Source organism: Arthrobacter pascens (assembly GCF_030815585.1).
GTDB lineage: Bacteria > Actinomycetota > Actinomycetes > Actinomycetales > Micrococcaceae > Arthrobacter > Arthrobacter pascens_A.
Window position 1 is genome coordinate 1,816,684 of the sequence record NZ_JAUSWY010000001.1, and the last position, 20,556, is coordinate 1,837,239.

The following is a 20,556-nucleotide window of genomic DNA, read 5'->3' on the forward strand; positions in this document are numbered from 1 at the left end:
AGTTATCTGAACGGCAATGTCGCAGGCGGTAGGTCGGTTCCATCCGTAGCGGAGGGCGTGGGACTCGAACCCACAAGTCCTTCCGGACAAGGGTTTCAAGACCGTCCGCTTGCCAATTAGCGTAGCTCTCCGAGAAACAGCCTACCGGCGGGCGGCCGGTTCGATCTTTTCGTCCTCGAACGTCGTGAGCACCAGCACCGGCTGCCTTGATCGCTTCCCGCAGCTTGCCCTTCTCGGTGATAAGTCGCCTCGAGGACGCCTGAGTTCGCTTGCCGATCCCAGGGACCGTTGTCCGCCACGTCAGTCAGCCCGGGCATAGGGTGGCTGTAGCCGGTGTTGAACGGCTCAAACCATTGGGCGGACCTCATCGGCGCCAGGCCCAGCCCGGATTTCATGACGTGGTCGATCATCCTGGCCCTTGGGCTGACGCTGCCGGCGGTGCTGGCTGAGGCCGACGCCGCGACAAGAACCGCGTTGCCAGACAGCCACCGGGCAACGATGACCAACGGGTGAGGGCGCGCAGGATGCAGCAGATGCAACATCACCGATTCCACTTTACATAATGTAGATTATCGGCGTTAAAGCCACGGCAGTAGAAGTAGCTCCTGCGAGAACTTCCTTCCCATGACCAACCGGCGCTTCTTGACCAATCGGCGTTTCTGCGGGTGAGACACCTTTGGCCTAGCGAATGCCTGCCCCCCGCAGGGTTCTGGCGAGTTCGGCGGCCGATTTTTGCAGTGTGGCTACAGTCTGGCGAAGTACTTCCTCGGTGGCCAGTTCCGTGGGAATGGAGCAGCTGATGGCGTCAGTGCCGGGGATCCGGTATGGCACCACCACGCTCACGCAGCACAGGCCAACAGTATTCTGTTCTCGCTCGACTGAGTGCCCTGTCTTGCGGAACTCCTCCAATTCCGCCCGCAGACCTTCAAAGTCAGACACAGTGTGTGGGGTTAGCTGCTGGTAGGGTCCGGCGCCGATTCGTTGCTGGACCTCGGCGTCGGTGTACTCCGCGAGGATGGCCTTGCCCAGCGCTGTCACGTGGGCGGGAAGCTTTCGGCCCACACGAGATGAGAGTCGCCGGCGGTCCACCGCCTGCCGGGTAGCGAGGTAGATAACATCGGACCGGTCCAAGCGGGCATAGTGGGTGGTGAATGTCGTGGCGTTACGGATCCTCTCCAGGACGCCAGAGACGTGTTCCATCACTGGATCCCGGTCAAGGTAGGCGGTGCCGCAGAGGAGCGCGTGGGTACCGATTCGATAGGCCCCTTCAGAATTCTGCTCGATCCAATTGAGCTCCAGCAAGGTCAGCAGAAGCCAATGGAGGCTGGAGCGCGGATACCCTGTCTGTTTGAAAATGTCCGCAGCGGTCAGTGGCTGCGGTGCGGCCGCCAACATTTCGAGGATGGCGATGGTCCGCTCGGCAGACTTCACCATCTTCACGTCGCCGACAGGCCCGGCGTCGCCGGGCTGCTCGTCCAAGGGTGTCATTAGCGCGTTCCTGTTCCCTGCGTCTTCTCGGTACGGTAATTCATTTCGCCGGCAGACCAGAGTAATTGTCTACTCCGATCTGGTGACTGCTGCTTGCCCATTGTCCGCCGAGGAGGACATTCGGGGCGTTTTCTTCTGCGCCCACTTCTGCCGCGAAGTCCTCGGCGTCGTCGAGGGGATTGAATCCAATCCTGCGACCGGCCGACAAGTCCGCCCAGCCGCGAGAATTAGCCGAGACGGCCCAAAGCACGTGGTGTCCCGGTGCGCCTAACCCGTTCAGGGTAGCCTCAACCAATCGGTAGGAATCCGCCGGGGAAAGCCAGGACGACAGCGTCCGGACGTTCTCAGGCCGCTCCCCGCCAGTGCCGATGCGCGCACTGACGACCTTCATAGCAAACTTATCGGCATACAGACTGCCAAGGGCCTCCATTGCCGCCTTGCTGACTCCGTAATAGGTGTCCGGCCGCGGAGCCAGGTGCCTGCCGTCACGCGCAGCATCGAGGGGGTGAAAGCCGACGGCGTGGGTGGAGCTGGCAAGCAGGACGCGTTTGACGCCATTAATCCGCGCTGCTTCGAGTGTCACCTGGGTGCCGGTGATATTGGTGGCGACCAACTCTTCCCAGGATTTCTCCCGGTGGATCCCGCCAAGGTGAATGACTGCGTCTGTGCCGGCAATAGCGGCATTCATGAAAGTAGCGTCAACCACGGAGCCAATGTGAAGAGTTTCATGGCGACGGGGTGCAGGAGCAGGCACTAGATCTATCAGCCGGACGTTGTGCCCGGCCCTTTCCAGGTACGGGCGCAACAGGGTGGCCATCATGCCTGCACCGCCCGTCAGTGCGATGGTTTGCGGCAGAGGCGTTGCGGACAATGGTTCCTCCTGCGGTTGACACGATGTGATTCCACTCATACTCTCATGAAGTACGTTTTACAGCATAACAGGCATTCACATATATAAACCCCGAATCGATTCTGAGTTTGCGTCCCGCTTGCGGTCCTAACCGCCTCGATGAGGGTTGCCCCCTCCGTTCGCCCCCATCCATGGACAAGGAAGCTCAGGATGAATTCGAAAATTGCACTGATTCTAAGTGTTGGAATGCTGGCAGCTACGGCACTTGCAGGTTGTTCAACGGGTGCTGCCGAAGGCTCTTCCGTAAAACAGAACGACGAAACGTCGCAGACCCTGGAGATCTGGCAGCGGAAGGCGCCAGGCAGCCCTTCCGATAAGGTCGGCCAAGAAGTAGCTGCGGCGTTTAGTGACGCCACAGGCATTAAGGTCGAGTTCACCTCGATCCTGGAGGACTTCGAAATCAAGCTTCAACAGCGCGCCTCGCAGGGAGATCTGCCTGACATCGTCATCAATGACACCGCGCAACTTGGAAACATGAAGACGCAAGGGCTGCTCCGCGAGATTGTGCCTGCCGATATAGAGGGCTCGGACAAAATCAAGCCACGGGCTTGGGAGGGTGCAAAGGCAGCAGACGGGAAGTTCTACGGCGTGCCGCACACAGCCCAGACAGTTGCACTGTTCAACCGATCCGATTGGCGCAAAAACGTTGGCGCAGAAGTTCCGACGACTTGGGACGAATTGGTCAAGCTCTGGGAATCCTATGCGACAGGGGATCCCACCGGCACCGGAAAGGACGTTGCAGGTCTGGGCGTCCCCGGGTCAACGAAGCGCGGCTACATCTCGTGGAACACGTCTTCGTTTTTTTGGTCCGGCGGCGGGGAGTACTTCAAAGACAATGGCAGCGGAAAGTTCACCTCGGAGGTAGCAAGTGACGGATCGGTTGCTGCCGCCAAGTGGATTCGCGGCCTGGTTTGCGAACACGACGTTCTCCAGCCCGGTGTAGGCAGCCAAGACACCACAAACGTCAAAGAGCTGTTCCAGACCGGAGCTGTTGGGTCCTACCTCGTAGCACCCTACGAACTGGCGAGTTTCGATCTGAAACCAGGCAAGGACGTAGTGGAAGTCTTCGCCTTGCCTGCCGGGCCGGCCGGCCTCACCACTCTGGCGGAGGGTAACAACGTCTACCTGATGGCCGGCAGCGCAAATGAAATGGCGCAGGAAAAATTTGCTGAATGGGCAGTCTCAGCGGAGGGCCAAACGGTTGCAATGGCAGGCGACCGGGAAGGCAACCTGGTTCGTGTACCCGTCAACTCCGACGTGGATATGTCGAAGATTCGGGCGGACTCCCGCTGGCAGATGTTCGAAAAGCTTTACGACGAAAATGGCCGCTACGTTCCTGCCGTTCCCAACTGGGCTCCGTTCCTTAACGCTTCAGCTGAAACCCTCAACACGCTCATCAGCGACTGCAGCCTGGACGTTGCAGATCAAATGAATAAACTCGACGAAAAGTTCACCGCAGAGCTTGAGGCTCAGGGGGCGCTGGCAGAATGAGCGATTCGGCGGTCATCGAGGAATCTCGAAAGTCTGAGCGGTTGCCCAGCGGACCGCCCAAGCGGCGTTCCGGCCGGCGGAATGGGGGTTTCTGGGTCCCATGGGCTTTCCTCGCCCCCGCGCTTGTTCTGTTCCTGATGTTCAAGTTCATCCCTATGGGGGAAGCTGTCATGACAAGCTTCCAGAACGTACGGCCCTTCCTCGGAAATCAGTGGGTGGGCCTTCAGAACTACAATGCGCTGGTTTCCAGCGATGATTTCCAGGGTGCAGTTTGGCATACGCTGCTACTCGGTGTGGGACAAACCGCTGGCTCATTGCTGCTGGGCTTCGTACTGGCGCTTCTCCTGGAGGGCCAGGCAAAGCGCCTGTGGTTTGTCCGTTCAGCGGCGTTCCTTCCTGTGGTCGCCCCCATGGCCGTGATTGCAGAGGTCTGGCGCATCATCTACCACCCCACGGGGGATGGCATAGCAAATCAGGTTCTTTCCTGGATCGCTCTAGAGCCCTCGCAGTGGATCAATTCGCCGGACTCGTCCCTTGTTTCCGTAATGCTTGTTGGGATTTGGCGAGGGGCGCCGTATGACATGATCATCATCGTTGCCGGTTTGGTCAGCGTGGACAAATCGCTCTACGAAGCAAGCGCACTCGATGGGGCCGGTCCACTTCGGCGGATACTCTATGTAACGCTGCCGGCGCTCAGGCCTGTCATCGCCATCCTTTTGACCCTCGCAGCCATTCGTGGCATGCGGGTCTTTACCGAGGTGTTCTTGCTGACAAATGGCGGACCAAACGGTTCCTCGGAAGTCGTCATGACCCTGATCTATAAACTCGGTTTCGAGCGCAATCAGCTCGGAATCGCCGCAGCAGGATCGGTCCTTCTCTTTGCGGCCACCGTCGCGTTGACCTTACTGATACAGCTCTCCCGCAGGAGGAAAGCGTGAGCACAAGTTTCGATTCAGCCCTAAGCCTGGGTACTAACAGTAAGCCTTGGATCAAGGCAATAAATTACTGCCTTTGGGCGCTGATCATCATCGTCTTCGCCGGCCCGCTGATCGCCATCATCGTCGGCGCGTTTTCCACCAATCGCGACCCATCGTCATTGAGCTTGATACCTCAACAGCCCAGCCTGGAGAATTTTTCCACGGCTTTAGACCGCAGCGTCATGCTCTATCTCGGGAATTCCCTGGTAGTAGTCGGCATCGGCCTCCTGTTTCAAATGTTGGTCTCGGTTTTTGCTGCCTACGCACTGGCCCGGAAAAAGTTCAGGGGACGCGGGATCGCCATGCTTCTGGTTCTGGCTACTCTGATGCTGCCTGAGGAGATTCTGGCCATTCCCCTCTCACGGGTCCTCTCCGATGTTCCATTCATTGGGGTCAACCTCATCAATACCCTCGCCGGAATGATCGTCCCCGTCATCGCCTGGGGATTCTCAATACTGGTCATGACGGAGTTTATGAAGGAAGTGCCGATGGAACTGGAGGAGGCGGCCAAGATTGATGGGGCAGGTGAATTGCGTACCTTTTTCTCCGTCATCCTTCCCACCTGCACGCCTGCCCTCGGAGTGATCGGTGTCTTCGGCTTCACCATGATCTGGGATCAATACCTTCTGCCCCTTATCGTCGCCTCCGATTCAAATATGTTCACACTTCCCTTGGCTCTGCGGAGCCTGAGGGCCGATCCGGAGGTCGGGCTCGGCGTCGTCCTTGTGGGAGCAACACTTGCCCTCCTGCCCTCCGTCATAGCCTTCCTGTGCTTCCAGAAGTCGTTCATGCGCGGGCTCGCCTCCGGCGCCGTCAAAGGCTAGAACGAAATACTTATCTACGATTGGACCAACATCTACATGAGCCGACACGAGATCAATCATGTCCTTATAACGCCCGTGGCCTTCACGGACCCGCCCTTACTCAATGCCGTAGGAGTCCACGAACCACTCGCTTTGCGGGCAATTGTTGAAGTCCACACTGTTTCCGGGCTGACCGGGCTGGGAGAGACATACGGCGACGCAGGCCACCTGGAATTGCTGAAGAAAGCAGCAGAAGCTGTCAGGGGCGCCTCGCCATTCGACGTCGGCCGGCTCTGGAGCGTTATCAGCGGCGCTATTGGCGGAGCCTCAAGAGGCTCGCAGAGCGGCCTCACGGGGCTTGCAACGTCCGGCAAGACCATCGGCAGCGTGGTAGCTCCCTTCGACTCGGCCTTTTATGACCTTCAGGGACAAATCCTTGGTGAACCGGTGTGGTCGGTACTGGGCGGCAAACACCGCGACCGCGTCGATTTCAGTGCTTACCTCTTCTACAAGTGGGCAACGCATCCTGGAGGCGACGAGGATCGCTGGGGTCAGGCACTGGACCCAGATGGAATTGTGCGCCAGGCACAGAAAATGCTCCGTGAGTACGGCTTCAAATCCCTGAAGCTCAAGGGAGGTGTGTTTGCACCAGATGAGGAAGCAGAAGCTATCGAGGCACTTCGCGCCGCGTTTCCGTCATTGCCCTTGAGGGTGGATCCTAATGGTGCTTGGTCCGTTGAGACTTCCGTCCGTGTTGGCAAGCGGCTCGGCCAGACCCTTGAATACTATGAGGACCCGACAATGGGAATCAAAGGGATGTCAGAGGTGGCGCGCCGGACCGGTATTCCCATGGCTACTAACATGTGCGTTGTGGAAACGGGCCACATTCCGGAGGCGATCCGGCTCAAAGCCGTCCAGGTAATTCTCATTGACCAGCACTACTGGGGAGGGTTTCTCCCGTCCCTAAACCTCGCAGCACTCTGCAAAACCTTCGGTATTGGCGTGTCCATGCACTCAAACAGCCACCTTGGAATCAGCCTTGCAGGAATGGTCCATCTTGGTGCCGCCACAGAGAACCTGACTTATGCCCTTGACACGCATTGGCCGTGGAAAGACGAATCCGAAGATGTCGTTAGCACAGCGGATCTCCAATTTATCGAAGGAGCTATCCGGGTACCAGATAAACCGGGCCTTGGGCTCGAGCTCGACCGTGACGCCCTGGGCAGGCTCCACGACAAGTACTTGGCCTCGAACATCCGAACGAGAAATGATACCGGCTATATGAAATCAATTGAACCCGAGTACGAGTACGTTGCTCCACGCTGGTAGGGCGAAACACCTGTTGCACAGTAGATACTTACATTCTGTTCAATCAGGCAATCTGCCGAGGGAGCTTTACAGATTCCGTAATAAATGTGAGGACCGCAGCCACCATGACCCGCTTCGCCGTCTACGTCGCCTGTTATGAAGGTTTGAAGATCGAAGTCCTGCTGTTTGACGCGACTTCGGGCACTTTAGTCCCTCTTTCGCAGTTCTCCACCGCCGCACCCGTTCATTGCCTCGCCATGCATCCGGCCAAAGAAAAGCTCTACGCCTCTCTTGCGACCGATCCCCCATCAGTGGCATCGCTCCACATCTCTGCCCGGGGTTCCCTTCAACACTCCGCCACGGCCAGCTCCACTGCCCGCCTGGCCTACCTAGCTGTGGACCCAACTGGCCGTTTCCTCCTCGGAGCTTCCTATGAGGGAAACTTCATATCCGTTGCCCGCATTGATGACAAGGGAAATGTGCCGGACGCGCCTTTAAACAGCAAAAGCCCCGGCCGCCACGCCCACGCCGTACTTCCAAGCCCCGATGGGCGATTCGTATACGCCACCTCGCTGGGAGACGATCAAATTGTGTGGTGGCTGCTGCACGATGAAGGGCACCTCGTCAGACAGGGGTCTCTTCCTTGTCCGCCCAATAGCGGCCCCCGCCATCTTCGCTTCTCGCCCGATGGCGGCGTACTGTATGCGCTCCACGAATTATCCGGCGCCATGAGAAGCTACGCTCGAGATGAGGTCACCGGAGCGTTAGCCGAGATTAACGACGCATCCACCATAGCTCCCGAACTGGGGCTCATACCGGGGACCATCCGCAACGGAACGGGCCCTGCCCCTGGCGCAAACGCCATCTGGAGTGCTGAACTTCAGGTCAACCCGGATGGACGTTTTCTATACGCCACCGAACGAACCAGCAGCACCATCGCTGTGCTGGCACACGACATTCCCACGCAATCACTAACACTGCGTGCAACGGTAAAAACGGAGGAACAACCGCGCGGGATGGCCATCGACCCGACCGGAAAATTCCTACTTGTCTGCGGAGAAATATCCAACAGAATTTCGATCTACCGTATAAATAGAGCCAGCGGGCTTCTGACGTGGGAGAGCTCCCTGGGATGCTCAGCCGGCCCGCGATGGATAGAGTTTTCTCCGTACCAGGAAGGCTCAAACTACCCGGAATCACGGGCGCGGAAGGTCCCATTGCCGACTTGACCGGCGTTGCTGACAGTTCAAAGCGTCGGCAGCCGTGTATCACGGGCGGGACGGCAGCGTTCCCGGCATGCTCGGATCTGAGTCTTTGCAGCTCAAACGCATGTCAGGCGGCCTGGCCCATTGTCTTATCTGCAGGGCTCACCAAGAATGAATCAATGACGGTCTATGTGCGCTCACTGGAAACTGCTGTTCCGCCAACGATGCTGGTCCAGACGGAAGCCCGGGATGTTTTTGCGGCCCAGCCCGGCCTCTCCAGGCTGGGTTCCAGGCTGGTGAATACGTGTTTCGATTCCGCCGCCATCGATACCCGCTACACGGCGGTCGAGGAAATGACCATGGATTTCCGCGTCGACGACCCACAGTTCTTCGATCCGGCAACAGGACTCCTGCTGAATCCCAGCACCAAGGTCCGCAACGAAATTTTCGGCCGGGAAGCCACCAAGCTCTTCATCGATGCCGCCCGCGCAGCCGTGGATGCCTGTCCGGATCTGGATTTACTTGACATAACTCACCTCATCACCGTCTCCTGCACCGGATTCTTCAACCCCGGACCGGACTACAAGATCGTCCGTGCCCTGGGGCTGGATCCGGCCGTACAGCGATACCACCTGGGGTTCATGGGCTGCTACGCCGCGTTTCCGGCGCTCCGGGCTGCCAAGTCGTTCTGCGAGGCGGATCCGCAGGCCGTTGTCCTGGTGGTCTGTGCTGAACTCTGCTCCCTGCACGTCCGCACCTCCAACGATCCGGACACCATCATGGGGTCTGCGCTGTTTGCGGACGGCGCGGCGGCCGCCGTCGTAACTTCCCGTGAGGTTCCGGACGCACCCGCGTTGCTGCAGCTCGACCACTTCGAAACCGTACTGACCCCTGTCGGTGAGGAATCGATGGCGTGGAACATCGGCGACCACGGGTTTGAAATGGTGCTGGGCAACTATGTCCCCCACATTATCGACGACCATATTGTGGGCGCGCTGGCACCGCTTCTTGCCCACGACCCTTCCGTACAGGGACTCCCCTACCGCGGGATCCGGCACTGGGCCATCCACCCGGGCGGCCGGAGCATCCTGGACAAGGTCCAGTCGAGGCTCCAGCTCACGGACCAGCAGCTGGTTCCTGCCCGGGAGACCCTGCGGAAATATGGAAACATGAGCAGTGCCACCGTGCTTTTTGTCCTCAAGAACATTCTGGAGCAGCCGCCGGAGGACGGCGACGAACGCATCTGTTCCATGGCATTCGGACCGGGCCTCACCGTGGAAACCGGCCTCTTCACGAAACTCCGCCAGGCCGCAGGAGGAAGAGCCGCCCCTGCAGAACCCGCTCAGGAGCAGACTGAAGGGCAGGCCGCGGCGGAATCGGCCCTGGCTTGAGCGTCACGTGTTGCTGATGCGGAGGCGCGCCTCCGACGCCGTGGAAACGATGGACCTGCCCGACTGCGACCCGCGCCGCCTGGAAAGGACCTACCGGCAATTCGCCGTAGTGAACAAGGCCCTTTCCGGCTGGCGCCGGCTTTACGCCAGGGAACTGCGCCCGCTGCTGACCGCGGAGTCAGCAACCACGCTGCTGGACATCGGATCCGGCGGAGGTGACCTTGCGGTGACACTGGCCAGATGGGCGGACCGGGACAAAATGAAGCTCGAGGTCACCGGGATCGACCCGGACTGGCGGGCCCACCGGTTTGCGGCCGGACGACCGAAGATTCGGGGGGTGGACTTCCGGCAGGCGCACAGCTCCGACCTGTTGAGGGAGGGCCGCAGCTACGACGTTGTGATCTCGAACCATGTGCTCCACCACCTACGACCGGCCGAACTTCAGCTGCTGCTGGCCGAGTCCCAAGCACTCTCGCGTAGGAAGGCACTGCACAATGACCTGCGCCGGAGCCCTGCAGCTTATGCCCTGTTCTCCGTGGCGGCCCTTCCTTTCAGGGGCTCCTTCATCCGGGCCGACGGCCTGACATCCATCCGGCGCAGCTACACTCCGGCTGAGCTGTCCGAACTCGCTCCGCCGGGCTGGCGCATTGAGCCCCACTCCCCTTTCCATCAGTTGCTGGTCCACCGCACGGATGGTCCGGATGCTTGACGTGGTGATCGTCGGTGGTGGCCCGGTAGGCCTCTACCTCGCCGCGCTCCTCCTGGAGCAAGGAGTCGGTGTTCGGGTCGTGGAACAGCGGCTTCACCGGGACCGGCACTCGCGTGCCATCGGCATCCACCCGCCGGCGCTCACGGCCCTGGACCGAGTGGGCGTCGCTTCTGCCATGGTCAGTGGAGGCGTGCCCATCCGCCGGGGAATCGCCATGAGCGGCACGGAGACACTGGGTTCAATGTCCTTTGCAAGGGTTTCCGACCGGTTCCCGTTTGTCCTGGCCCTCCCGCAGTTCCGTACGGAGGTACTCCTGGAGCGCCGGGTTCGTCAGCTTGACCCCGCAGCCCTGGTCAGGGGCGCCCATGTGACGGGGATAAAGGACGACGGCGGCCGGGTCACCCTCGCCATCGACGGCGCTGCCGGCGTCGCCGTCCCGTCGCAGCTTTCAGCTGCCCTGGCGGTGGGGGCCGACGGCTCGCGTTCGCTGATGCGGAACCTGCTGGGCATCCCCGTCCGGACCAAAAGCTACCCTGACCACTACGTGATGGGTGATTTCGCTGATGCGGGGACTCACGGTCAGGACGCGGTGCTCTTCCTCGAGACTGGCGGGATCGTCGAATCCTTCCCGCTGCCTGGCGGCCTTCGGCGGTGGGTGGTCCGGGTCCGCCAGCCGGGCCCTGCCCCCAGCGCTGCCGATCTTGCAGGCCTGGTGGAGCAGCGCACGGGGATCCGCCCGGACGCGTCCACGAACTCGATGCTCAGCAGTTTCAGCGCCCGGTCAACGATGGCTGCCCGGCTGGTGGCAGGAAGAACGGCATTGATTGGCGATGCTGCCCACGAAATCAGCCCGATCGGCGGCCAAGGGATGAACTTGGGCTGGCTGGACGCTGAAGAGCTGGCGCCCATCATCCGTGGAGCGCTGGAGGGTCTACGCGTTGGACGGAGGCTCCGGGATTTTGAACTCCGACGTCAACGGTCCGCGGAGGTAGCCAGACGGCAGTCCGAGGTGAACATGATGCTCGGACGCCCCCTGGATCAGCCGTTCCTGGGGCTGCGGAACGCCGCCATCAGCACAGCTGCTTCCATTCCCCCGGTGAACAGACTGGTGGCCAGGCGCTTCACCATGCAGTGAAGCGCAATGGGGACGGGAGCGCCTCAGGCAGCAGCGAAGTAGCAGTCGTAGCTGTGCTGGCTGACGATCCGGCCATCCCGGACTTCGAATACGGATGACGTCCTGGCGCGGATTGTCTCGCCGGCGTCCCAATATCTCAGGTCCATCTGCGACGTGGCGGACCAGTCGGCTTCGACCACAACGCGGCCGTCCTGGCAGGTTGTGCGACTGATCTCGAACTTCTGGCCAACGACCACCTGGGCGCTTTGGTCGGCACCCGCCAGCACCTGTTCGAGGTTCCGGGTGGTCCCTTCCGGCGCCAGCAGGTGCGGCGCTTCGACCAGGACGAAGTCCTCAGAGAGGAAAGGCCGGATCTCCGCGGCGCCCCCGCCTGCTTCCAAGGCCCGGACGAAGTCCAGCACACAGTCCAGGGGCAGAGTATCCGGTGAATTCAGTTCAGTCATGGCATCGAGACTAGCGGACGTGTGCCGCCGCCACAGTCCTTGCGCCGCTAGGCTTTTCCCATGAGCCCAGCCTCCCCGCCCACGCCCTTCAGCCCGGCGCTTATCCAGGAGACCGTGCAGGAACTCCTCTCCGCCGTAACGCTGCCGCCGATCGTGCAGGCAGGCCATCCCGTGCTCCGCCAGCACGCCGCTGCCTTCGAAGGCCAGATCAGCGGCGGTGAACTGGAGCAACTGATCGATCTCATGAGACGCGTCATGCATGAAGCCCCGGGGGTCGGGCTGGCCGCACCCCAACTGGGCGTACCCCTGCAGCTTGCAGTGCTGGAGGACCAGTTCGACGTCGATCCGGAGGCGGCTGTGTTACGCAACCGTACGCCGCTGGAGTTCCTGGCCATCCTGAATCCGCGCTACAGCCCCCGCGGAACGGAGACCGCTGCGTTTTTTGAAGGCTGCCTTTCGCTGAACGGCCTGCAGGCCGTGGTGGTGCGCCATGAACGCGTGCTGCTCGAGTTCGAAACGCCTGACGGATCAGCGGCCCAACGGGACTTTCAGGGCTGGCAGGCACGCATTGTCCAACACGAGACTGACCACCTGCACGGCACCTTGTATGTTGACCGTGCCGAGCTGAGGTCACTGAGCAGCAACGCCGAGTACGCCGCCCGGTGGGCTGAGCCGGGTATCGGCAAGTCACGCGCCGGATTGGGCTTCCTCCCTGAACTGCCGGCCAGTCAGGCAGAAGGCGGCTCTTCCTGATTTGCAGCCGTTGGGAGGAACCTGGACCACCAGCGCAGGATGTGTTCGAATCTCTGACGGCGGTGGTGCGGCGTTCCGGACCGCGACAGCTCATGGTCCTCACCCGGAAAGACAAGCAGCGCGGTCTCCACTCCACGCCGCTTCAGCGCCGTGAAGTAGCGCTGGCCCTGCTCTATCGGACACCGCAGGTCATCCTCGCTGTGGATGACGAGCGTCGGGGTCCGCACGTCGTCCACGTGTTCCATCGGGCTCTGGGCGGCGATCTCCTGGCGTGACCCGCCGGTGTATTCCGCGCCGAAGTACCAGCCAATATCGGCCGAGCCTTCAAAACTGACAGGGTCCAGGAACCCGCGCTCCACGATCGCTCCCTGGAACCGATGGTCCCGCGCTATGGTCCACGCGGTCAGATATCCACCGTACGAGCCACCCATGATGCCCAGCCGCCCGGCATCCAGAGCCGGAAGTTCCTTCAGCGCACCGTCGAGGAACGCCAGCACATCCTGCATGTCCACCGTCCCCAGCCGGCCTTTGATAGCGAGCCCATGCTCACGGCCGTAGCCCGCCGAGCCTCGGGGATTGCACATCAGCACCGCGTACCCGGCGTCGGCGTAAACCTGGGCTTCGTCAAAGAATGCCCCTGTGTATTGGGCGAAGGGCCCGCCGTGGATGTTCAGCAGCACGGGATGGGGGCCCTTGCCGGCAGGCTTGACCAGCCAGCCGTGGACGGGATACCCGTCACCCGAGTCGAAGGTCAGCTCTTGCGGAACCACTACTTCCGCCTCGGTCCGGAGTGGCGCTGAAAAATCTGTGAGCAGCCGCAACTGCCCTCCTTCCAGCACCGCCAGGTCACCGGCAGTTGAAGGATCGCAGAACGCTACCAGCAGCGAACCTCCCGCCCACGCGGCTCCCGTCGCCACCTTGTCGCCATGCACCAGCAGGGCGTGGTCCCCCGTGGCGCTCAACTCGAGGAGTTCCACCGTGCCCTGGGCATTATTCAGGACCAGGGCCCTGTCCGCGCCGCGGAGCTCAATCCGCCCGCCTGGGCAGGCAACGTCCATCATTTCCGGATCGGTCAGTGCAACCGCATCGCCGCCTTCGGCCGGCATGCAATACAGGACAGCATTGCGGGCCACGAAGTCCCTGCCGGAATCGCCAAGTCCTCTTGCAATGAAGAACAGCCACGCGCCGTCCTTGGACTGCAGGACGTCCTGGACGGCCCGTCGCGCAGCGTCCGCAGGCCTCACCGGAATCGGGTCCCCTCCCCCGATCGGGACGCGATAGATACCGGCCGATAGTTCCTCATCGTTTTCGGGCGGGGCCGCCACGAAATACACATAGGAGCCATCGGAACTGAATCCCGCGCTGTGATGGTCAGCCGCGAGTGACGTCAGCTGCCGGGCCGGCGGCAGCGGATCGACGTAACGAGGTTCTTCGTCGGGGGCATCCGCAGCGTGCGGTGACCGTTGCGTGCGTCCCCTGGGCGTGATCCGGGGCTCGTCGCCGAGCCCTGGGACATCCATCACGAAAAGTTGTGTGGGTTTGTCCTTGGTGTAGCCCACGCCATTCATCCGGTATTGGTACGTCGTGATGAACCGGGGGTCCTCGGCTTCGCGTCCAACGCCTTCGCTGCTGCCGTACCGCCCCTCTGCCGGCTCTCTCGAGCTAAAGACAATCCTGTGGGAGTCCGGAGACCACGCAAAAGACTCGACGCCCAGGAGTCTGTCGGTGAGTTGCTGCGGTTCGCCACCCTCAGCCTCCACCACCCAGAGCTGCGGCTTCGCGGACGGTCCCGCCGCCCGAAGGAAAGCCAGCACCAGCCCGTCCGGCGAGAACGAAGGCGCAGTATCAAGGAATCCCCTGGTCATGCGGCGGGGCAGTTTCAGGGGGTCCAATGGAACATTCCACAACTGGCCCACGTAGGAGTCTGCGAGGAAATCCGGCCTGGTCACCGAAACGACTGCCCTGCTGCCGTCTGGATGGACAGCCGGGGCCGAGACGGAATTCAACAAAGGGAGGTGTTCTGGCTTCACCCATGTGAGCCTAACGTGCGCTCTTCCCAAGGCGAAGCAGCACGGGTTTCGCCGCACCGCCCGCCCGTATCACCGCCCTAAGATGGTGCATATGCCATCCTCCCCCGCTGTCCCTCTGCTGTGCCCCCTGTGCCGGGCTCCGCTCAATGCTGCAGATGGCGGACAGGCAGCTCCCCGGCCGGCAGCCTTGGTATGCGCGTCCGGGCACAGTTTCGACGCGGCCAGGCAGGGGTACTTCAATTTGCTTGTCGGAAAAGGCACCGTCTTCGAAGCTGACTCTGCGGAGATGGTAGCGGCCCGCTTTGCGTTCCTCGAAGGCGGGCACTACCGCCCGCTTTCTGACGCGGTGGCGACCGCTGTCACTCCCGTTCTTTCCGGGGGCGCCGGCACCATCCTGGATTCCGGAACCGGGACCGGCCACTACCTTAGGGCGCTGCTGGATGCGCTGGCACCAACCACGCCCGGCCTCACCGCGGTCGCGCTGGACATCTCAAAATTCGCTCTGCGGCGCGCAGCACGCCTTAATCCGGAGGCGATCAACCTTGTGTGTGATGTCTGGCAGCCGCTTCCGGTCGCAGACGCCGCCGTCGACGTCATCACTGTCATTTTTGCGCCCCGCAATGCGGCCGAATTCGCCCGGGTCCTCCGACCGGGCGGCCGGCTGGTGGTTGTGACTCCGCGGGCAGGCCACCTGGCCGCCGTGACCAGGCAAACGGGGATGCTCGGGATCGGAGCGGACAAGGACGACAGACTCGCCGAGTCCATGTCCGGGCACTTCGTTGTCCGATCAGTCCAGGACCTGGATGTTCCAATGGTGCTGACACGCGGCGATGTCGCTGACCTGGCTTTTATGGGACCGGCAGGACATCACCTGGACCGTGCTGCCATCTATGGGAGACTCGACGGCCTGGCCGCCGCCACGGAAGTGGAGGCCAGGTTCCGGATCACCGTTTTCAGTCCGGCCGGGCCGCCGGGATAACGACTTGGCCACTATCCGGCTGCGGTTCCCGGCTATCCGCCGCCCTGCCGGCCTTCGGACTAGGATGGAGGGACAGTTACTGGAGCCTGCCGCCGCCGGCACGCAGGGCAAAGGGGACGGTCGGAGGGGGACGGAATGTTTGAATGGCTGAGTGAGAACTGGTGGGCACTGTGGCTCACCGTGTTCCTCGCCTTCGCAGTAATCGAGATGATCACACTCGACCTTTTCTTCATCATGCTGGGCGGCGGAACCCTTGCCGCCCTCATAGCGGATTTCGCGGGAGCGGACCTCTGGCTGCAGATCGTCGTCTTCTGCGTGGTTTCACTGCTGATGATCGCGTTTGTCCGGCCGGTTGCCCTCACGCACCTGAAAAAGGGACCCTCCGAGCAGCGGACCAATGTAGACCGGCTCATCGGGGAACAGGCCCTGGTCATGGAAGCCGTCAGCTCAACGGGCGGCCTCGTGAAGATCGGTGGCGACGTCTGGAGCGCACGCTCTGCGGCAGGCGTCCTTGCGGCGGGCCAAAAAGTTGTGGTCTCCGCCATCGACGGCGCAACCGCCGTCGTCTCGGCCCAGCCGGAAACAGCGAACCCGTCCTAGATACAGCTTCATCAACAACTGGGGAATAAGGAGATGTATGGATAACGCAGGAGGAGCCGCGGTGGGCATTGTGCTGGTGGTCCTGATCGTATTCGTGATTATTGTTCTGGTCCGCTCGGTGCGAATCATCCCGCAGGCCCGGGCAGGCGTAGTTGAGCGGCTCGGCAAGTACCAGCGGACACTCAACCCGGGCCTGACCATCCTGATCCCGTTCGTGGACCGGCTCCTGCCGCTCCTCGACCTTCGGGAACAGGTAGTGTCATTTCCTCCGCAGCCGGTGATCACCGAGGACAACCTGGTGGTGTCCATCGATACGGTGGTCTATTTCCAGGTCACGGATCCGCGTGCGGCCACGTACGAGATTGCCAACTACATCCAGGCCGTGGAGCAGCTGACAACCACCACCTTGCGTAACGTCGTGGGCGGACTGAACCTCGAAGAGGCCCTGACCTCCCGGGACCAGATCAACGGACAGCTGCGCGGTGTGCTCGATGAGGCAACCGGACGCTGGGGCATCCGTGTCTCGCGGGTGGAGCTGAAGGCCATCGATCCGCCGCACTCCATCCAGGACTCCATGGAAAAGCAGATGCGGGCAGAACGTGACCGGCGTGCAGCCATTCTCACCGCCGAGGGCACCAAGCAGTCGGCCATCCTGACGGCCGAGGGCCAGCGGCAGGCTTCCATCCTGGCCGCTGAAGGTGACGCCAAGGCAGCCATCCTGCGCGCGGACGGCGAGGCCCAGGCCATCCAAAAGGTCTTCGATGCCATCCACAAGGGCAACCCCGACCAGAAGCTCCTGGCCTACCAATATCTGCAGACACTTCCCAAGCTGGCGGAGGGTTCATCGAACAAGCTGTGGATCATCCCCAGTGAAGTCGGCGAAGCCCTCAAGGGCATCGGCAACGCCCTCGGCGGCACCAACCCTGATCCGCGCGCGGGCGGCGGATTGTTCAGCGACGAGCCCGCCAAACAGCCGGAGTCCTGACACCGGTCGTCAGGCGGCCTGTTTCAGGTACTACGCGAGGGGACCTTCAACACTTGAAGGTCCCCTTCCCTGTTTCCGCAGGTCGATAGTGTGGTATTTTGCCCCGGCGCCTTTCGACCCGTATAATAGGATATTTGTCCGGTCGGAGCAGATCCGCTGGAACAAGAATGCTTAGCAATGCGTTGAATCTTATGATGCAGCACAGCGCACACAGTAGTCCGGCAGCGTTTGATCGCTGCCGGCTAGCGTGGAGCCTTGCTCCACGAACCGACCAGAGGGAGAAAACATGAGCGATCGCAGCCTGCGGGGTATGCGCCTTGGCGCGCAGAGCATGGAGACCGAGTCCGGCGTCGAGCCGGCTCCGCGTCAGCGCGTCGAATACAGGTGCGAGGACGGCGAACAGGTCTTTGTTACCTTCTCCTCCGAAGCGGAAATTCCCCCTGTGTGGGTTTCCAAGACCGGTAAGGAAGCGCTCCTGGTTGACGGCGAACGCCCGGACACCAGCAACGAAAAGGCTGTCCGCACGCACTGGGACATGCTGCTTGAGCGGCGCTCCCTCCCGGAGCTGGAGCAGATCCTCGAGGACCGCCTGACCATCCTGCGCGAACGCCGTGGCGAACGGCGCAGCGCCTAACCGCGTTAGCTGACGCGGCGTCACCGCTGGCGCAGCCCCACCAACTGGCAAGGGCCGTCCCTGCACCGTTATCACGGTGCAGGGACGGCCCTTTGCAGTTCGGCTGCCCGGTTCAGCTGAGGTTTCACAATGCAGTCTGATTCACGGCTCAGCCTGGGTCAGGCCTGGGCGGAGGCCTTCTTGCCTGTCAACTTGTTCCACCGGGCCTGCAGGCCCCACTTGGTCACGCTAATCATCGCCTCGACAACGATGTTGCCGCTCATCTTGGAGGCGCCCAGCTCACGCTCCACGAAGGTGATGGGTCGTTCCTCGATCCTTAGCCCCATCTTGGCCACACGCCACGCCAGGTCCACCTGGAAGCCGTAGCCCACCGAGTCCACCTGGTCGAGGTTCAGCTTTTCCAGCGTTGTCCGGCGGAAAGCCCGGTATCCGCCGGTCACGTCCTTGATCTTGAGGCCCAGCATAATGCGCGCATACGTGCTGCCGACCCGGGAAATCGCCTGACGGTACAGCGGCCAGTTCACCACGCTGCCGCCCGCAACCCAGCGGGAGCCCATGGCCAGGTCCGCGCCCTGCTCTACGGCTTCCAGGAGCTGTGGAAGCTGTTCAGGCTGGTGTGACCCGTCCGCATCCATTTCCACCAGGACGTCATAACCTGCGTCCAGGCCCCAGCGGAAACCGGCAATGTAGGCCGCGCCCAGGCCTTCCTTGCCCTGGCGGTGCAGTACATGGACCTGAGCATCGTCGGCAACGAAGCTGTCGGCGAGCTGGCCGGTTCCGTCGGGGCTGTTGTCATCCACCACCAGCACATCAGATTCCGGCACGGCTGCGCGCAGGCGTTGAAGTGTCTTGGGCAGCGATTCCAGTTCGTTGTAGGTAGGAATGATGGTAAGGACGCGCACAGGGAGCCTTTCCTGGATGGGAGCGGTCGGAGCGACTGACGCACAGCGGAAGCGCTGGCTGACAGGCGCAACTATCCATTATAGGGTGTCGCCCTGCAGGCCAGGCTCAGGGGCGCAGAGCAGGACTGGCAAACAGCTCGTACCCGTCCCGCACGGTCTGCAGGCAGGTCGGGTCCCTTCCGGTGTCCAAGGCCGGAAGCAAGGGAGTACGTGCCCGCGGATCGGTGCTCCAGGATTGCACCCGTCCGTCGGCCACCTGGACCATCAGTTCTTCAACCTCCCAAACGGCGAAACTCGCGGGGGCTCCCGGAACCAGCTGTCCTGCCATCGGGTTCTGGTATTTGGCGGCCCGCCAGCCTGCCCGGGTATGGCCCAGGAACGCCGCCCGCGCCGAGATCCGTTCGTCGGGGTTGTTGTGTTGCAGGCAGGCACGGACGCTCGACCAGGGGCGCAGCGGAGTGACCGGGCTGTCGCTGCCGAAGCATATGGGGACTCCTGCAGAGTAGAAAGAGGCGAAGGCATTCATGGACTGGCTCCGGCTGCCCAGGCGCTGCTCGTACAGACCCGCTGAGGTACCCCAGGCGGCGTCAAACCCGGGCTGGGCACTGACGGTGACCGAATAGCGGGCCAGCCGCTGCACGGCGTCGGAATCGGCAATTTCCACGTGTTCAAAGCGGTGACCGGCAGCGCGGATCCGTTGTTCGCCCACTTCCGCTGCGGCGAGGTCAAGTGCTGTCAGCGCAGCGTCCAGCCCGGCGTCGCCGATGACGTGGAAGCCCCCCTGGATGCCCAACCGCGAGCAGGCTGCCAGGTGGGCAGCGGCCTGGTCCGCCGAAAGGTAGAGGCTGCCACGCTCCCCCGGTGCGTCGCTGTAGTCGGACCGGAGTGCCGCAGTCCGGGAGCCGATGGACCCATCAATGTTCAAGTCGCCGGCAAGGCCGCGCACGGGGACGCCAAGTTCCTCCAGGACAGCATGCGCGTGCTCCTCGGAGGTGGACAATTCGCCCCAGTACGGCAGTACCTCCGGTACGGCGCCTTCGCCCTGCCCGGTGTTCCAGGAAGCGGCCAAACGAAGGTCAGAAACCCCTCCGACATGCGGCGCGGCCATCTCAGCCAGGGCAACGTATCCATTCTGCGCAGCCTCCATCAGGGCACGCCTTTGGTGTTCCCGAAGTGTCTGGTCGGGAAGACGCCGCGTGGCCTGGCGCGCAGCCGTGTGGGCCGCACGCTTGACCTGGCCGCCGGAGGAGAAGCCATCGAGGCCGGCAAGCCCTGCAGTGGCTGCCAGCGAGGACGAAACCAAGGCCGAATGCACGTCCACCCTGGACAGATAGACGTGCCTGCCGCCTGCGGCCCGCTCGAGCTCCTCAGCGCTTGGCAGGGCCGGATCCTCCCACAGGGACTCATCCCAGCCATGCCCCAGCACCGGCCCTTCAGCCTTTGACGACGCCACCGTCTCCAACAGTTGCCGGGCCGAGCGTACCTCTCCCAGCTGCAGGGAGCCCAGCGCGATGCCGGTTTCGGTCAGGTGGATGTGGGAGTCGACAAATCCCGGCGCCACCAGTGCCCCGTGCAGATCGATGATCTCCATGGAGCCGTCCGCGATCGACGATGCCGCCTGCTCGGAGCCCACCCAGGCGACAGTGTCGCCGTCGACGAGCATTGCGGTGGCGAACGGGTCCGCGGCAGTGTAGACGGAACCGTTGCGGTACAGCACCACCTTCCGCCCGGGCTGGGCGGGCGCTGAAGAACGTGCGTGTTTCATATGGCGGGCATGCTCCTAGGTGTAGGGGACGGCGCGGTACCGTTCGGC

20 protein-coding genes and 1 tRNA gene are annotated in these 20,556 nt (G+C 62.1%); 14 read left to right on the top strand and 7 right to left on the bottom strand.

From position 1 onward, the window contains the following. Window positions 1-49: 49 nt before the first annotated feature. Window positions 50-131, bottom strand: a tRNA-OTHER gene (locus tag QFZ30_RS08500). A gap of 202 nt (window positions 132-333) precedes the next feature. Here QFZ30_RS08500 and QFZ30_RS08505 point away from each other — a divergent pair. Next, window positions 334-513 (top strand): hypothetical protein, encoded by a 180-nt coding sequence (locus QFZ30_RS08505; RefSeq protein WP_307075233.1) that lies wholly within the window; start codon window positions 334-336, stop codon window positions 511-513. A gap of 168 nt (window positions 514-681) precedes the next feature. On the opposite strand, the gene QFZ30_RS08510 is transcribed toward QFZ30_RS08505, so the two are convergent. Continuing rightward, on the bottom strand, window positions 682-1,488 hold the full coding sequence (locus tag QFZ30_RS08510; protein ID WP_307075235.1) for an IclR family transcriptional regulator: 807 nt from the start codon (window positions 1,486-1,488) through the stop codon (window positions 682-684). Window positions 1,489-1,528: 40 nt separating this feature from the next. Then, window positions 1,529-2,359 carry an NAD-dependent epimerase/dehydratase family protein gene (locus QFZ30_RS08515; protein WP_307075237.1) on the bottom strand — a complete coding sequence of 277 codons (831 nt, stop codon included), beginning with the start codon at window positions 2,357-2,359 and terminating at the stop codon, window positions 1,529-1,531. Between the two features lie 189 nt (window positions 2,360-2,548). Here QFZ30_RS08515 and QFZ30_RS08520 point away from each other — a divergent pair, with 189 nt between their 5' ends. From QFZ30_RS08520 to QFZ30_RS08555, 8 genes are all read left to right on the top strand, one after another. After that, the gene (locus tag QFZ30_RS08520; RefSeq protein WP_307075242.1) at window positions 2,549-3,889 is read left to right on the top strand and encodes a sugar ABC transporter substrate-binding protein; all 1,341 of its coding nucleotides are present in this window, start codon (window positions 2,549-2,551) and stop codon (window positions 3,887-3,889) included. Next, the gene (locus QFZ30_RS08525; protein ID WP_307075244.1) at window positions 3,886-4,827 is read left to right on the top strand and encodes a carbohydrate ABC transporter permease; all 942 of its coding nucleotides are present in this window, start codon (window positions 3,886-3,888) and stop codon (window positions 4,825-4,827) included. Before QFZ30_RS08520 ends, QFZ30_RS08525 begins: the two co-directional genes overlap by 4 nt. Next, window positions 4,824-5,690: a carbohydrate ABC transporter permease gene (locus QFZ30_RS08530; RefSeq protein ID WP_307075246.1), complete on the top strand. Its 867-nt coding sequence runs from the start codon at window positions 4,824-4,826 to the stop codon at window positions 5,688-5,690. The genes QFZ30_RS08525 and QFZ30_RS08530 overlap by 4 nt, the downstream gene beginning before the upstream one ends. Window positions 5,691-5,726: 36 nt before the next feature. Next, window positions 5,727-6,998, top strand: a complete 1,272-nt coding sequence (locus tag QFZ30_RS08535; RefSeq protein ID WP_307075248.1) for an enolase C-terminal domain-like protein — start codon at window positions 5,727-5,729, stop codon at window positions 6,996-6,998. A 104-nt stretch (window positions 6,999-7,102) separates the two neighbouring features. Further along, window positions 7,103-8,206 (top strand): lactonase family protein, encoded by a 1,104-nt coding sequence (locus QFZ30_RS08540; RefSeq protein ID WP_307075250.1) that lies wholly within the window; start codon window positions 7,103-7,105, stop codon window positions 8,204-8,206. A gap of 155 nt (window positions 8,207-8,361) precedes the next feature. After that, window positions 8,362-9,573 carry a type III polyketide synthase gene (locus tag QFZ30_RS08545; RefSeq protein ID WP_307075252.1) on the top strand — a complete coding sequence of 404 codons (1,212 nt, stop codon included), beginning with the start codon at window positions 8,362-8,364 and terminating at the stop codon, window positions 9,571-9,573. A gap of 16 nt (window positions 9,574-9,589) precedes the next feature. Then, window positions 9,590-10,282 (top strand): class I SAM-dependent methyltransferase, encoded by a 693-nt coding sequence (locus QFZ30_RS08550; RefSeq protein ID WP_307075253.1) that lies wholly within the window; start codon window positions 9,590-9,592, stop codon window positions 10,280-10,282. After that, window positions 10,275-11,417 (top strand): FAD-dependent oxidoreductase, encoded by a 1,143-nt coding sequence (locus QFZ30_RS08555; protein ID WP_373462885.1) that lies wholly within the window; start codon window positions 10,275-10,277, stop codon window positions 11,415-11,417. Before QFZ30_RS08550 ends, QFZ30_RS08555 begins: the two co-directional genes overlap by 8 nt. Window positions 11,418-11,440: 23 nt before the next feature. Here QFZ30_RS08555 and QFZ30_RS08560 read toward each other — a convergent pair whose 3' ends face one another. Further along, window positions 11,441-11,860 (bottom strand): nuclear transport factor 2 family protein, encoded by a 420-nt coding sequence (locus QFZ30_RS08560; RefSeq protein ID WP_307075257.1) that lies wholly within the window; start codon window positions 11,858-11,860, stop codon window positions 11,441-11,443. A gap of 60 nt (window positions 11,861-11,920) precedes the next feature. Between QFZ30_RS08560 and QFZ30_RS08565 the strand changes: the two genes are divergently transcribed. After that, window positions 11,921-12,613, top strand: a complete 693-nt coding sequence (locus tag QFZ30_RS08565) for a peptide deformylase (protein ID WP_307075259.1) — start codon at window positions 11,921-11,923, stop codon at window positions 12,611-12,613. Here QFZ30_RS08565 and QFZ30_RS08570 read toward each other — a convergent pair. After that, a complete protein-coding gene (locus QFZ30_RS08570; protein ID WP_307075261.1) occupies window positions 12,589-14,643 on the bottom strand; it encodes a S9 family peptidase in 2,055 nt (684 codons plus the stop codon). The two genes, QFZ30_RS08565 and QFZ30_RS08570, sit on opposite strands and share 25 nt — an antisense overlap. Window positions 14,644-14,734: 91 nt before the next feature. Here QFZ30_RS08570 and QFZ30_RS08575 point away from each other — a divergent pair, with 91 nt between their 5' ends. The 4 genes from QFZ30_RS08575 to QFZ30_RS08590 all read left to right on the top strand — a co-directional run bounded on the left by QFZ30_RS08575 (window position 14,735) and on the right by QFZ30_RS08590 (window position 17,841). Next, on the top strand, window positions 14,735-15,622 hold the full coding sequence (locus tag QFZ30_RS08575) for a methyltransferase domain-containing protein (protein ID WP_307075263.1): 888 nt from the start codon (window positions 14,735-14,737) through the stop codon (window positions 15,620-15,622). Window positions 15,623-15,757: 135 nt separating this feature from the next. Next, a complete protein-coding gene (locus QFZ30_RS08580) occupies window positions 15,758-16,222 on the top strand; it encodes an NfeD family protein (RefSeq protein WP_307075265.1) in 465 nt (154 codons plus the stop codon). A 37-nt stretch (window positions 16,223-16,259) separates the two neighbouring features. After that, window positions 16,260-17,207 (top strand): SPFH domain-containing protein, encoded by a 948-nt coding sequence (locus QFZ30_RS08585; RefSeq protein WP_307075267.1) that lies wholly within the window; start codon window positions 16,260-16,262, stop codon window positions 17,205-17,207. 286 nt (window positions 17,208-17,493) lie between these two features. Beyond that, window positions 17,494-17,841: an RNA polymerase-binding protein RbpA gene (locus tag QFZ30_RS08590; protein ID WP_003802221.1), complete on the top strand. Its 348-nt coding sequence runs from the start codon at window positions 17,494-17,496 to the stop codon at window positions 17,839-17,841. Between the two features lie 158 nt (window positions 17,842-17,999). On the opposite strand, the gene QFZ30_RS08595 is transcribed toward QFZ30_RS08590, so the two are convergent. Further along, entirely contained in the window at window positions 18,000-18,743 is a 744-nt protein-coding gene (locus QFZ30_RS08595; protein ID WP_307075269.1) for a polyprenol monophosphomannose synthase, read from the bottom strand. A gap of 106 nt (window positions 18,744-18,849) precedes the next feature. After that, the gene (locus QFZ30_RS08600) at window positions 18,850-20,508 is read right to left on the bottom strand and encodes an amidohydrolase (RefSeq protein ID WP_307075271.1); all 1,659 of its coding nucleotides are present in this window, start codon (window positions 20,506-20,508) and stop codon (window positions 18,850-18,852) included. Window positions 20,509-20,556 lie beyond the last annotated feature (48 nt).